General features: G+C 40.9%; 17 protein-coding genes and 1 riboswitch. Of the genes, 15 read left to right on the top strand and 2 right to left on the bottom strand.

The genetic code is table 11. The features are described from left to right. The 14 genes from BEP19_RS17770 to BEP19_RS16285 all read left to right on the top strand — a co-directional run. Positions 1-739, top strand: a 739-nt coding sequence (locus BEP19_RS17770; RefSeq protein ID WP_211329378.1) for a hypothetical protein, incomplete at its 5' end; no start/stop codon positions are given. Next, entirely contained in the window at positions 736-1,959 is a 1,224-nt protein-coding gene (locus BEP19_RS16345) for a hypothetical protein (protein WP_120191020.1), read from the top strand. The genes BEP19_RS17770 and BEP19_RS16345, both read left to right, overlap by 4 nt. Before the next feature lie 2 nt (positions 1,960-1,961). Next, positions 1,962-2,231 (top strand): hypothetical protein, encoded by a 270-nt coding sequence (locus BEP19_RS16340; RefSeq protein WP_120191019.1) that lies wholly within the window; start codon positions 1,962-1,964, stop codon positions 2,229-2,231. A gap of 26 nt (positions 2,232-2,257) precedes the next feature. Then, complete coding sequence (locus BEP19_RS16335; RefSeq protein WP_120191018.1) at positions 2,258-2,527, top strand: hypothetical protein; 270 nt, start codon at positions 2,258-2,260, stop codon at positions 2,525-2,527. Between the two features lies 1 nt (position 2,528). After that, positions 2,529-3,641, top strand: coding sequence for a glycoside hydrolase family 113 (locus tag BEP19_RS16330; protein WP_120191017.1), 1,113 nt, complete (start codon positions 2,529-2,531; stop codon positions 3,639-3,641). 347 nt (positions 3,642-3,988) lie between these two features. After that, positions 3,989-4,048, top strand: a complete 60-nt coding sequence (locus BEP19_RS18300; RefSeq protein WP_425452796.1) for a CD1375 family protein — start codon at positions 3,989-3,991, stop codon at positions 4,046-4,048. Between the two features lie 562 nt (positions 4,049-4,610). Then, on the top strand, positions 4,611-5,231 hold the full coding sequence (locus BEP19_RS16320; protein WP_211329377.1) for a CBO0543 family protein: 621 nt from the start codon (positions 4,611-4,613) through the stop codon (positions 5,229-5,231). Between the two features lie 87 nt (positions 5,232-5,318). Then, positions 5,319-5,513, top strand: a complete 195-nt coding sequence (locus BEP19_RS16315) for a BhlA/UviB family holin-like peptide (RefSeq protein WP_120191015.1) — start codon at positions 5,319-5,321, stop codon at positions 5,511-5,513. 32 nt (positions 5,514-5,545) lie between these two features. Continuing rightward, positions 5,546-5,815, top strand: coding sequence for a hypothetical protein (locus BEP19_RS16310; RefSeq protein ID WP_120191014.1), 270 nt, complete (start codon positions 5,546-5,548; stop codon positions 5,813-5,815). Further along, complete coding sequence (locus BEP19_RS16305) at positions 5,802-6,995, top strand: N-acetylmuramoyl-L-alanine amidase (protein ID WP_170145413.1); 1,194 nt, start codon at positions 5,802-5,804, stop codon at positions 6,993-6,995. Before BEP19_RS16310 ends, BEP19_RS16305 begins: the two co-directional genes overlap by 14 nt. Positions 6,996-7,013: 18 nt before the next feature. After that, positions 7,014-7,385: a hypothetical protein gene (locus BEP19_RS16300; RefSeq protein WP_120191012.1), complete on the top strand. Its 372-nt coding sequence runs from the start codon at positions 7,014-7,016 to the stop codon at positions 7,383-7,385. Between the two features lies 1 nt (position 7,386). Then, positions 7,387-7,686, top strand: coding sequence for a hypothetical protein (locus BEP19_RS16295; protein WP_120191011.1), 300 nt, complete (start codon positions 7,387-7,389; stop codon positions 7,684-7,686). Further along, positions 7,686-9,143 (top strand): hypothetical protein, encoded by a 1,458-nt coding sequence (locus BEP19_RS16290; protein WP_120191010.1) that lies wholly within the window; start codon positions 7,686-7,688, stop codon positions 9,141-9,143. The genes BEP19_RS16295 and BEP19_RS16290 overlap by 1 nt, the downstream gene beginning before the upstream one ends. Before the next feature lie 660 nt (positions 9,144-9,803). Next, positions 9,804-9,887, top strand: a riboswitch (cyclic di-GMP riboswitch). 26 nt (positions 9,888-9,913) lie between these two features. Continuing rightward, positions 9,914-10,048 carry an anti-repressor SinI family protein gene (locus BEP19_RS16285; protein ID WP_120191009.1) on the top strand — a complete coding sequence of 45 codons (135 nt, stop codon included), beginning with the start codon at positions 9,914-9,916 and terminating at the stop codon, positions 10,046-10,048. A 158-nt stretch (positions 10,049-10,206) separates the two neighbouring features. Here the strand turns inward: BEP19_RS16285 and BEP19_RS16280 are convergent, their stop codons facing one another. Next, entirely contained in the window at positions 10,207-10,368 is a 162-nt protein-coding gene (locus BEP19_RS16280; protein WP_245983660.1) for an anti-repressor SinI family protein, read from the bottom strand. A 490-nt stretch (positions 10,369-10,858) separates the two neighbouring features. Between BEP19_RS16280 and BEP19_RS16275 the strand changes: the two genes are divergently transcribed. Beyond that, positions 10,859-11,152 carry a hypothetical protein gene (locus BEP19_RS16275; RefSeq protein ID WP_120191007.1) on the top strand — a complete coding sequence of 98 codons (294 nt, stop codon included), beginning with the start codon at positions 10,859-10,861 and terminating at the stop codon, positions 11,150-11,152. Positions 11,153-11,527: 375 nt separating this feature from the next. Here BEP19_RS16275 and BEP19_RS16270 read toward each other — a convergent pair whose 3' ends face one another. Continuing rightward, complete coding sequence (locus BEP19_RS16270) at positions 11,528-11,887, bottom strand: hypothetical protein (RefSeq protein WP_120191006.1); 360 nt, start codon at positions 11,885-11,887, stop codon at positions 11,528-11,530. Positions 11,888-12,707: the final 820 nt, after the last annotated feature.

The raw sequence follows: 12,707 nt of genomic DNA, 5'->3' as shown, positions 1-12,707 counted from the left end.
CGAGCGCGATTATAAGATTCAGCTAGAGGTTAAGAGTCAAGATGATATGGTCGGAAGGTCGGAAATGGTCGATTTCAGGACTTCGTTTATCAAGCCGCGACCGCCATCGATTTTATTATCGCAGGATTCTGTATTTGCCACGACCACTATCCTTATCGAAAACCCCACGCCTGTTGGCGAAGAGCCTAATATCATTATTAATGAGATTTATCGCAAGCGTTACGGTGAATCCGATTGGGTGAAAGTTGGAGAAGCAATGACTATCTTTACAGATTATCAATGCCCTGCTGGTGCGATCCAGTACATGGCCGTAGCAAAGGGAGATAACGGAACAAGATCGGAAGAGTCTGACATGTCGTTAATCGACGTAATGTTTAGTGGTTGGTGGGTCGTTGATATGGAAACGAACGATATGTTTAACTTCGTGTATAACGTATCCCAGGGACAGATTTCGCTTGAAGAAGAGCGTCAGGAAATTCGGACATTTTCATCTAAGCCATTTGTCCGCTACGGAGCGTTTAGCGCTGAACGTGGCTCTTTGGCTGGTCTTAAAATTGATGGTCCAGGAACAGCGAGGGAGCAGGTCAATGTTCTTCGTGAGTTGATCTCCCGACGAAAGCCGTTCTACCTAAAAAACAATCGAGGAGAATCGTGGGTCGTGAATATCTATAACCTAAAGCGACAATACAACATCGGGATGATGGAGATGCCTAGTATTGATTGGGTGGAAGTCCGATGATTAATAGCGATGAAACGATTAGGCAAGCCCTTGTTGATCCGATAAAGGAAATTACGGTCAAAATAGAGCTTCTTGATAGTGACGAGAACGTTATTGATGAAATAACCAGTGCGGTTATGGATGGGAATATATCTGTAGATAAAGATCGTGACACCCGACGCACGTTTAGCCTTATACTTCTCAATGATGAAAATGAGTTTACTTGGTCGATAGGTGGTCGTATATGGCTAGATAAACGCGTCAAGCTATGGATTGGAATCAAGTCGTCCGTATTCGAGCAGGTGGAGAGTGAGAGTGGAGTATTCTTATCGCCTACGTTCTTCACAACGCTAGGCATGACGTATGAACGCCGCGATTCAACCGTCTATATTCCACAGGGCGTGTTTGTATTGTCTGAAATGTCGGCAACCTCGTCTTATACGGGCGAACGTACTGCTATTCTATCTGGCTCGGATAAGTGGCAGCTTCTAAGCGGTGATCCTGTTGGTAAGTTTACGAATGTTACATCACTCGCGGCTGGCGTCAAAATATCCGATGCGATCCGCTTGATCGCAAGTGACGCAGGAATAACGAAATTTCTTTTCGACGATTGCGACGTCACGCTACCTTATTCGCTCACATACCAGCCAGGTGAGGCACGGGGAAAGGCGATTAAAGAGTTGGCCGAATTGGCTGTTTATTCAATATTCTTCGATGTTAACGGCTACCTTCGTTTCCGTCCGCAAATAGACGTCGAAAAGACAGCGAGCGTATGGACCTACGATAAGTCTGATTACACGCTATACGCAAAGTCAGAAAAGCGGCTAGAACATAGCGAGCTTTACAATAAAATCCTCGTAATCGGTGGCAGCTCTCAAACGGCCACAGTCTCGGCTACGGCAGAGGATAATCGCTTAGACAGTCCGACGGGCATCCCCACGATTGGTGAGCGTTTATTCCTGTATAACAACGGCTCGCCCGATCCGCTTATTACGACGATCGCATTAGCACAATCAAGAGCGAACTATGAACTACGTAATAGGCTCCGTGTCGCGGAGAAGCAGCCGATTGATTTGCTCCCGAACTATCTGCATGATGCCGAGGACGTTATAACGATTATCGATGATTGGACGAATACGGATGACAAGTACGAGCTTATTTCTTTTAATATACCGCTAAGTGCTGGCGGCATGATGTCGGCCGAGGCTTGGCGTGTTAGGAATATAGGGGGGGCGCCGTAAAGTTGTGGGATTGGAAAATATTTGCGGAGCTAACGCGGGAGCTTATCGACAAGCTTTTCCGCGAGAAGGGCTTCTATAATCTTTACGATGACGGAAAGGTTGCATCCGTTAGCGGAAGGTTTGCGAGCGTATACATTAATGGAGCTACAGTTGCCACGCCAGATATTCCGATAAGGCAGGGCGTGTCCGTATCAGTAGGTGATGAAGTGCGCGTACTTAATGTCAATTTCAACAAAAGGGACCGCATTGTTGATCATAAAAAAATAATGTAACTAATCTTAATAAAGGAGTAATCGATATGTCTTATAGGACGAGAAAACTAAAGACGGACGCTACAGGAAAAACGCCTGTTCCGCAGGCGTTTAGCGATAAAGACGGTGACTTTGAAGCGATTAAATCAATTGACGGTGCTATGACTGTAAATTTGACTGGGAACAGTATGGAGTTTTATGGAGCAACGGTTGATCAGAGGCCTGCTGCCAATGAAGTTCCTGTGGGTGCGTGTTATATGGCAGTAAATACACAGGATGTATGGCAATCGAACGGGTTCCAATGGATCGAGGTGTAACATGGGTTTAATTAACTTTATTAGAACAAAAAACTACACAGATTCTCAAATAGAGAATATTATAGGAAAGAAAAGCGGACAGTGGAAAAGCGGAAATGCTACAGCGTTTAGTGACCTGTATGCCGACATGATCTTACCCGATGCCGAAAAGCTAGATTTAAATATGGTAACTATACCCGTTTTAGTCAAGGCTGATGATATAGGCGACTCTGAACCTTATATAGACGAACATAGTTGGGATTTAGCCAAGCAAGCAGCTATAGCTGTAAAGTCAAAGGGGTATAAAATAATAATGGAGCCGTTTCCAATGGTCGCCAATGGAAGCATAGGTGAGACTGAATGGAATCCCGAAAACATGGCTACATTTTTTGAATATTGGGGTAATGCTCTAAAAGAAATAGCAGCATTTTGCGAACTGCGAGGGTTAGAGGGGATGTACATCGCATCCAACCTTGTCCACATGGAAAATAGCTTTAGCGAATGGAGTACATTAATATCCGACTTAAAGCGAATTTACAAGGGCAATCTCATTTATCGGACTAATTGGTGGTATCAGAACGCACAGCTAGAAGAAAAGCTAGCAAACAATCTGTTTAGCTTGGTGGATATTATAGCTATAGCAGCGTACTTTGAGGTGTCCGACGATCCAAGCCCGTCAAAGAGGGTTTTAAAAGAGTCACTGTATAACACTACAGTATGGAATCGGGGGCAGAACATAGTATCTGACATCGAAACACTTTCAAAAAAATGGAACAAACCTATATTTTTAGGAGAGTTAGGAATTGCTCCTTATGATGGTGCTCCAGCTAAACCGTGGTCTTATCACTTTGATGAGGATGGTTATAACGAAAACGTACAATCTAATTGGTTTGATGCTTGGTTTGAAGTATTCAAAGACTTTGATTGGTTTTTGGGGTACTCTATTTACAATATAGCAGATAGACATAGTACATTTGATGTAATTGGCCGTAGGGCAGCGTCCCATATTAGAGATCAAGTCTATAGTGGAGGTGGGAAGCTGGATGATCTTGAAAGGGAGTTAAATAGTATGATGAATGAGATATCGGACATTAGGAGATTATTGGACGAACTGACTAGTGTTGGGAAGCCCTAGGTACGATATAAAAGTAACGTTTGCTGTATTAAAGAAATTACATTATTACCAAGGGGATTATATTGCGGTTGAAGAATTCACACCATTAGTGCTACAAAATATTGGGATAAGACCAGAAGAAGGAAGACATAGCATTGTGGGAAAGGTTAAAAAATTAACCAATACAAGAATAAACAGAGAGTGAAGAGTTTCTCATAGCCGAACGAGGTGTTGATTTTATATTTAATAACCAATATAGAATTGATAGGTTTATTGAGGAAACAATCTTTCTTTTGACCATAATTACTTTAGATAATTGGAGAAAAGGAAATTATCGATAGGACGTCCTTCGGGGCGTTCTTTTTACTTTGCCTGAACAGTATCAGATTCCAGTCGCGGAGTATCTCGCGGCAGAGGTTGAGGGGTAAAGAAGTAAGTTCTGGGAGTCGAGTCGAGTGAGCTTTTGGGGGAGGGCTAATATCATATATTTTATTCATATGTTTTTTTTTTGAATACAGCAACAGTCGGGCGAAGATTTATAATGATCTGGATGTCTTCTATATATTCTAGAATCCATTTGAAAAAAATGTTAAAATCAAACATGAGAAATCACACCTTTTCTTAAGTTATTATCTTATATTGGACGAAAAATATAGAAAGTATTCTCAGTTAAGGTTAATTAAATTTTAAAGGGATTCTTCCTCCTGCCGAAATAGTAAGCAGGGGGTGAGGGTATGGAACAACTCTTAGAGACTATTGGATTTTGGTGTTTTTTGGCAACTTTAACACTGGCTTTAGTTGGGTCAATTGGAATAAAGAAGTTGAAGAAGCATTTTTGGTAGGTGTATTTCTGTTTTAAAATTTTTAACCGATCTTAAAGCATCCTTCGGGGTGCTTTTTATTTTGTCAGACAGCAGGGGGTAACAATCAAGTTTATTGGATAATAATAAATTAGATGAGCATAAAACTGACGGGTGAAAGGAAGAGAATATGACTATTGAAGAAGGAAGGAATCAAGTAATACAGGGTTTTCGATTGATGGAAGAAACCAGTATTTTGATTAATCAAGCCATCTTAGATGCATTTTTATTTACTTGGCAATGGTGGTTAGGGATCGGGTTGTTCATCATTCCTTGGATTGTATGGTTTTTGTTCAGGAAAAAGGAAAGTACAGGACGTTTATTTGCAGCGGGAATGATTGCAATTGTTATTGGTGTTACCATCGATATCTTTGCAGCAGGAATGGGGTTGTGGTTATATCCAATGGATTTTATCCCCTATTCACTTGCTTTATTTCTCCCTTATCATTTTTCAGTACTGCCAGTTGGTGTGATGTTTACTCTGCAAATCAGACCAAACTCTAATCCAATTGTTAGAGGAGTAATCTTTGCAGGATTAGGAGCCTTTATTGTTATGAGATTCTTTAGAATGATTGACTTTTACAATCCGAAAGGATGGCCGTCTATCTATGATTTCTTTATTATGTTGATAATTTACTTAGTGGCATATCTGGCCACCAATATTCGTGGTTATGAAGAGATTAGGTCTTCCGATAAAGGTGAAACCACCTATAATTTCAAGTTTCTGCAAAGAAAGCAAAAGGTACGTTAATCGTGTCAAATTTGAAAACTCTAGATTCAACAACAAAAGCATCCTTTCGAGGGTGCTTTTTCTATTGCCAGAAAGTAGGTGAACCATATGGATGAGATCACGAAGTATTTTATAACCCAGGGTCCTTTTGCAGTTTTGTTTGTTTGGCTCCTTATCCACACGCAAAAGCGGAACAAAGAGCGCGAGGATCAGTTGTATGGAACCCTTAATCAGTTTGCAAAACGTTATGACATTGTAATAGACAAGCTAGATGATATTCAAAGCCGACTGCCTGCAAAGTAGTTGGCTTTTAAATTAAAAAGGAGATGGTGTGAGTGTTTGAAATTTACGATGTTGCAATTATTCCGCTAATCATTGGGCTGATCGAGCTGTGCAAACGTGTTGGTGTACCGGTGAAATTGAGCCCTGTTATTGCCTTAGTGCTCGGACTAGCCGCGGGGATATTTTATATTGGAGCAGACGTCAAAGAGGGCATTATCATTGGATTGATGCTAGGTCTGTCTGCTACTGGATTATATAGCGGAGCGAAGAATGTCACGGAGAAGAAAAAGCATAACAAGAGTGAAGATCATGGGGTTTATTAATAAACTCGCCCCGTTTGCGGTCAAACACGGCAAAGCAAGCGGGGTGTTGCCATCCCTAATTATTGCACAAGGCATATTAGAGAGTGCCCGCGGCACATCTGATCTAGCGGTCAACGCGAACAACTTATTCGGAATTAAAAAAGGATCAGGTTGGGATGGTCCTGTTTATACGAAGCAATCACCCGAACACCTACCTAATGGTGAGATTATCTATCCCGTATCTGAATTTAGGAAATACCCATCGTATGAAGGTGCGGTCATTGATCTATGCCACAAATACACGCATGGGACGGGATGGGAGAGCTTCAATCGCTATGCGGGTGTATTGAATCAATCGGACTATCGGAAGGCTACGCAGGCGGTCAAGGATGCGGGATATGCAACAGACGTAAATTATCCAGCGAAACTAAATGATCTAATCGAAAGATATGATTTAACGAAATATGACAAGGAGGTAGAGAGTGTGAAAAAGCCAATCATTATGTTGGATGCAGGGCATGGCGGCAAGGATCCTGGGGCTGTTGGTCACGGGATCCGCGAAAAGGACATCGTGCTAGACTTAACACTCCGAACAGGTCGGCTGCTTGAATCAATGGGTGCTGATGTGAGATATACACGAGTGTCAGATGTATTTGTCTCCTTAGAAAATCGAGCCAGCCTAGCCAACCAGTGTAAGGCCGATGTGTTTGTTAGCTTACACAACAACTCATTTGACGCTAACTCAAACGGATTTGAAAGCTACATTTACGAGACGATTAACGGTGGCAGAACAGCTACTATTCAAAACCTGATACACGAAAAAGTGCTGGAAGTGTTTTTGTCCGAAGGCGTTCGGGATCGGGGGCAAAAGAAAAAGGATTTAGCTGTTTTGAGACTCACCAAAATGCCAGCCCTGCTCATTGAGTATGGGTTTATTTCTAATGCCAAGGAAGCAGCTTTATTAAAGGACTCGGCGTTTCTAGATCGCCTAGCGAAAGCTACAGCAGAAGGAATTGGGGAAGTAATGGGGTTAAGTAAGTTGCCAAAGGAGGAAAAATATAAAATGAAAGCAGAAGACGCGGAAAAAATTATCGCCTACCTTGGAGCAAGTTGGAACATCGCACCCGACAAAGCCAGCAAGGATGAATTTAACCGGTTAGCTAACGAATTACGAAAAGCGAGTAATCAACCTACTCAATAATAAATAGGAGGGATATAAATGGCGATTAAGATTTACCATGACGAAGATTGCACGCAGGAAGTGACGGAAGCGAATCCGATTAGAACCGATCATCCCATTTCAGGATCAACCGAAACGGTTCAGGTATACGTTAAAAACGATAACGCTGATAGATATTACACAGACGTTACAGCACAACCACAAGGCGATGACGCATCCTTTATTGATCTATCCCTTGACGGATCGGACTATGCGGATACGCTTGACCTATCGGACTTCGGGAGCGAGGGTAACGCTGATACATCCGTCCGCAATCTGTGGGTCAAGGTAACAACTCCACAAGTTGACGAGGTACAAAACCGCCGAGATTCAAGTGTTAATATTTCCGCCAAAGAATACGCGGTAGATTAAATTGAAGTACTCTATTCGAGGTAATCTAAATACAGACGATGGTTCGCGGCTCATTGTGGACACAATCAACTCTTACGAATTATGGAAGCTCGATCAGCGCCAGATTGAGGACGAGGACAATAATGAAGAAGTGTTTTCATTTGAAGTATGGTTGAATGATTCCGCCGATCGGTTGTTTCTGTTTGACGAGTTGCGATCCTATGTTGATTTGTTTGGTGGGAAGATTGATTGGCATGAGTGTACCCATGACGAAGCAGAGCCGCAACCCTGCGTGATTGTCGGGACGTATGAGGTGGTCTGATGTATCTATATATGGACGGTGTGGATGACAGCTTACAGCTTCCATTAATGAGCGTTGGGAAGATAGTATTAGAGGTTGAGATTAATTCGGTTCAACAGCCTAACGCCTACTTACTAGATGCTAGAACAGGTCATGCTAACGGATTGATTTATAGTGGATCATTTTCGAGTGGGGTAGGGCAATCATTGACCGTTACGCAAAACGGTTTGGGTCTTAATCCTAGAGGTTGGGCGGGAATTGCAAAAGATGAAAAAATTCTTATCAGAGCAGTCAGTGCCAATTCTGACACGATAATTGACGACATAACGCTATTCGCGCATAACAATTTATCACAAGGACACCTGAAAGGGAAGCTCTATAGTGTAGCTTGCTATGCTGAGGATGGGAGTATGCTTGCTCTCTATGACATGTCAACAGGCACAGTCTTAGATCAAAGCGGCAACGGCAATCACGCAACATTATACGGTGGAACATGGGTAGGTGGCGGCGATGACGATGGCACAGACGTATCTTTCAGCTTCGGCCTATCACAATCCATTTACAGCGAACTGGACGCATCATATCCACTATCACAGTCGGTATACGCTAATCACAACAGCATAGCACCAACACAACAAGCCTTATTTGACGATAAGGTTCTTTCGTATGCGGCAAAACAGGCGATATATGCGAATAGGGAAGCGGAAGCCGCGGCAAAGCAACAAATATACGCCAATCGACAATGGGCTTATCCATTATTACAGTCCATCTATTCGGATTACGTGATGTATTCGAAGGATTTTCCGCTGAGCCAATCAGTGTATGCAGATAGATCAATGAGCTTTCCGTTGGGTCAAGTCATCGTTAAGGATGTGGAATCAGATTATTCGTTGTCTCAATCCATTTACGAGGTGACAGAAACATCCACACCATTACGCCAAACGATCTATGCTGATGTACAGGCGATAGCGCACACGAAACAAGTCATTTGGACGGATCGGGATTATAGCTACCCGCTATTGCAACGTATCATCGATCCCGACAAGTCCATCATCGGTCATATCAAGCTAGAGGGCGAGAGGGTCTTATACGTCTACCTAGTGGGCGAGCGCGAGTTATATGTCGAGTTAAAAGGAGGGTTGCCTATGCGTGATAATCAGAATTTCTCTATGGTGTCGGGTGACTCGAAGCTGATTGATGTAACCGTTGAGGGTGTGGACATGGCTGGCGTTACATCCGCTAAGTGGACGATGTATCAATATGGCGTGTGGAAGTTGTCCAAGACATTGCGGGAGGGCCTATCAATTAATGGCGATGTATTGCACATTGAGCTAAGTCCAAGTGATACAGAGGAGCTTACAGGTGTTTATACGCATGAGATCGAGATTGTGGACTCCAACGGAAATGTAAGCACGATTACAAGAGGAAAAATAACGCTAGAGCAGAGAGCGCCTAAGTGTCATATTCACTCTAGTTAGGAATAGAATACAATGAGTAATATCTCGTCGTCGCCTCCACCCTTTCGTTCTTTTATGAGCGAAGGGGTCTTTTTATTCACGATGTGTAATGAATCGAATAGGATGTATTAGCTCCTCGGTTTATTAATTGCTCATATATCTATGCCCCGCTGTTCTTTATTGGATAGTGGGGCTATTTTTTTGTGAATAATTACATTTGGGTGTAGGCATAATAAAATAACATCATGAGTGGCATAAGTTATCCCCTTCCATTAACCCTCTGTTGATTGTCAGCGGAGGGTTAAATCATTCACATAACATCATCAACAGAATAGGATGTATTGTCCCCTCGTTCGTGTTCGGACGGTTTATATAAAGTAAGTCCTACTCTCCGTACTGGATTGTGGGACTTACTGTTGTGTATATAATTACAAATAGTTAAAGGTATAACAAAAGCCGTCTTTACAGTGTTCTATATCCTATATCTGGTTTAGCCTTGCTATCTGTTATTGTACGGGTCTATTTCTAAACCTCAAAGGTGTGAATATTATTATAAGGATGATAAGAAGAAATGTTAGATTTAAAACGTTGAACTAAATTGAGCGTAAACTGTTTATAAATTTACAGTTTAAACAAAAAGTGTTAGTTTGTCACCAAATTTATGTGATATAATTTCCATTAACCAGAAAGGGGCAAACCAACCGAAAGGTTGGGACGCAAAGTCACAAGTCTAAGGTTTTGTACTAGGACGGCTGGATTACCTGGATTTTACACTTAAAGGGTGAAAAATCATGGTTAAAAAAGAGAAGGATAAAGATATGTTGGATCAAGAGTGGGTAAACTTAATCCTCGAGGCAAAGGAGATCGGGATATCGAAAGAGGAAATACGTGACTTTTTAATACATAAGATGAGTATATCTATTTAATATAACTTTGTCTTTGGGAAGAAGTATAAAGAGGATTGTGATCTATGATCATTGAAAAAAATAATACCCCTTCTTGATATTATTTAGTCCTTCGAACTATATTCTATTTCGAAGGATATTTTTATTGTACTTAGGCATTATCAGAATTATTTACATGTTTATTTTTTGATACTGCTTCTAGTCTCTAGTACCTCATTCTTTTTTAATTTTAAGAAATCTCTAAAATCTTCTTTTGATATATTCGAAGCCATCGCAATTTTAACCAAACTTATAGTCTCTTCATCAAGATTTTTATATAAATTAAGATTGATTACATTCACGCACAATACACCTCCATATATAAGAAGAATATAGCATAATGGCTCATGCATCAGCAAGGTCTTCGAAGTTTACATAATATTGATGATTAAAACCTTAATCTGTAGATCAATGGGCACTGGGTGATTGTGGAGTCCGAGAAGTAGGAAACTGCTTATGTATGACGGCGGTAACAGAAGAAGAGTTTATTCAAAGAGGTAGTCCTTCTGTCCTTAAACGAAAGCAGGGTGGGTTAATCTATGCATAATTTCAGATAGGTGGAGGATAATATGAATACTCTCCCTGAGTCCAGAGAGGCTCATTTTCTCCTAACCAATGGAGCATAGCCCCGCTGTCCTTAATCGGATGGTGGGGCTATTTTTGTTTACTCATGAATGTGTAGCAATTCATTGAATTCACCATAGGGTACTACGAAAGATTAGTACTTATCGAATTCAAATTGTCGAGTTAAACTATGCTCAATGAATCAAAGGGGAGAGGTGCCATAAAATAATGGAAACGATAGAAAAGGGAAAATGGTCAACTGCTTTAAGCGTTGTAGGGATTGCGTTGTTTATCTCTAGTTATTTAATTTCTGACGATCCTAATTTAGGTGAAAAGATTCTCATCGGGATAGTTTTTTTCTCAGGAATTGGATCTATGATCGCAAGTGTTTTTTTGGGAGTTGCGGCTATTAAGTCGAAAGAAAATGGACTACTCAAATATGTTGGTCCATTGATGATCTTAATCCTCATTTTAGGAATACTCCTATTTCCTTTGTTGTTGGGCTTAAATTTTGCACCATAGTCTTTTCCAAAAATAGGTTACTTGGAAACATGTTGTGAAATACGATCGGGTAGAGGGGCAATGTTGGGACTGTGGTAATTTTTAGCAAATCAACTGGTCTTATATGAGTTAATGATTTGTTAATTGTCTATTTAGAGGGATTTAACAGTCCATCATTATAATTGTAAGTAAATAATGGGCATATAAGATTTTTGTGTGGAAGGTGATCCAGTGTGATATTACTTATATTGTGTTGCGTAGTTCTTTTAGGACTAAGTGTTCTAACGGCCTCTCCTCAAGAAGTTCAAAAACATCAAGAAGATTTTATTCCCCAAAAGTATTTTTCAGACTTAGCATAAACTCAATCCATCTCTGTCATAGTAAAACCCTTCGCTACTATATCGAAGGGTTTTTTCTTTGTTTACTCATCACTTCTTCCGCTCTTTTCAAAGCATATAAAAACCTCTCCTTATCGCCGCTGCTCCTAAATTCCTCCCAGGCCCTTTTCAACATGATTGGATGGGGTCTGTCCTTAAGGATCGTGTACTTTTGCTCAATCATGTCTAATACCAAATTCTTTCTTCCAATTAGATGACTGGACTGCAAAAGTATTTCGCCTCTCTCTTTCATTGGGATTCCAAAACCAGATAAGAGCTCATCGTTTGTTTTCAGTTGGGCAATCATTGGTGCAACAATATCGATTAGGTCTAACGTGAGGGTATCGTGAAGAATTTGTGTGATGTGGACTTTTACCATAATGCACCTCCTGAATTTATAGGTAAATAGTATCATTCGGAGGCGGAGGAAGGGATGACGGTGTTGTGAAACTAAATAACCTAAAATACCGAGAAGGTATTTTGGGTTTAATGAGACCAGTAGGTCACTAAATTTATTATGAGTGGCCGCTGTTTAAGGGGAAAGCGAGCCAAACCCTTTGTAGGTCCCAATACTGTAAGTAAGGACAAGATTATTTTTATAGCATGTTGCAGACAAAAGTCAATAGACAGGGAACGGGCGTTCTTGTTCCGAGTATGTCCAGTGGGGGCTGGATTTCACTTTTTTATACGTTAGGATCATCATTTATGTATGCGGTATGGAAAATTGCAACCTCCCTAGATTTCATACGAAGTACAATTAAATAGCCATCTGGGGTAACTAAACAAACACGTCTTGTGTGGTCGTATCGCTTTCTCTTAGAGTCCCAACCAGCATAGATTCGGATGGATCAGTTAGTGCCTTTTTAATCCATCCGAATCTCTATGATGTCTAAGTTTCTAAAGATGGTTTATTTGTTCTGTATAAATTGGATACACCACTGTATAAGCTCCATATTAAAGTTCTTAGTTTTTTATTCTAGCTGTTTCTAGTTTAAAAGAAACTATGAAATTTGATTTGTACAATTTTGGTTGGAAAAGGCTTTAACACAAGCCAAAAATTGAGATGAACATAATCTGTAGTAGATCAAAAGAAAGGAGTTAATTTAAATGGGAATCAGACCAAGGAAATGTAATTGTCGACCAGGCCCACAAGGTCCAGTAGGTCCTCAAGGAGAGGTAGGCCCACAAGGTCCAGTAGG

It is taken from the genome of Ammoniphilus oxalaticus, assembly GCF_003609605.1.
GTDB lineage: Bacteria > Bacillota > Bacilli > Aneurinibacillales > RAOX-1 > Ammoniphilus > Ammoniphilus oxalaticus.
The sequence above is the reverse complement of the archived record's forward strand: the minus strand, read 5'-3'. Positions and strand labels throughout refer to the sequence as shown.

What these genes read in the sequence shown, in the direction of transcription:
- BEP19_RS16345 (WP_120191020.1), top strand. Translation starts at nt 736, where the DNA reads ATGATTAATAGCGATGAAACGATTAGGCAAGCCCTTGTTGATCCGATA.
- BEP19_RS16335 (WP_120191018.1), top strand. Translation starts at nt 2,258, where the DNA reads ATGTCTTATAGGACGAGAAAACTAAAGACGGACGCTACAGGAAAAACG.
- BEP19_RS16330 (WP_120191017.1), top strand. Translation starts at nt 2,529, where the DNA reads ATGGGTTTAATTAACTTTATTAGAACAAAAAACTACACAGATTCTCAA.
- BEP19_RS16320 (WP_211329377.1), top strand. Translation starts at nt 4,611, where the DNA reads ATGACTATTGAAGAAGGAAGGAATCAAGTAATACAGGGTTTTCGATTG.
- BEP19_RS16315 (WP_120191015.1), top strand. Translation starts at nt 5,319, where the DNA reads ATGGATGAGATCACGAAGTATTTTATAACCCAGGGTCCTTTTGCAGTT.
- BEP19_RS16305 (WP_170145413.1), top strand. Translation starts at nt 5,802, where the DNA reads ATGGGGTTTATTAATAAACTCGCCCCGTTTGCGGTCAAACACGGCAAA.
- BEP19_RS16300 (WP_120191012.1), top strand. Translation starts at nt 7,014, where the DNA reads ATGGCGATTAAGATTTACCATGACGAAGATTGCACGCAGGAAGTGACG.
- BEP19_RS16290 (WP_120191010.1), top strand. Translation starts at nt 7,686, where the DNA reads ATGTATCTATATATGGACGGTGTGGATGACAGCTTACAGCTTCCATTA.
- BEP19_RS16285 (WP_120191009.1), top strand. Translation starts at nt 9,914, where the DNA reads ATGGTTAAAAAAGAGAAGGATAAAGATATGTTGGATCAAGAGTGGGTA.
- BEP19_RS16275 (WP_120191007.1), top strand. Translation starts at nt 10,859, where the DNA reads ATGGAAACGATAGAAAAGGGAAAATGGTCAACTGCTTTAAGCGTTGTA.
- BEP19_RS16270 (WP_120191006.1), bottom strand. Translation starts at nt 11,887, where the DNA reads ATGGTAAAAGTCCACATCACACAAATTCTTCACGATACCCTCACGTTA.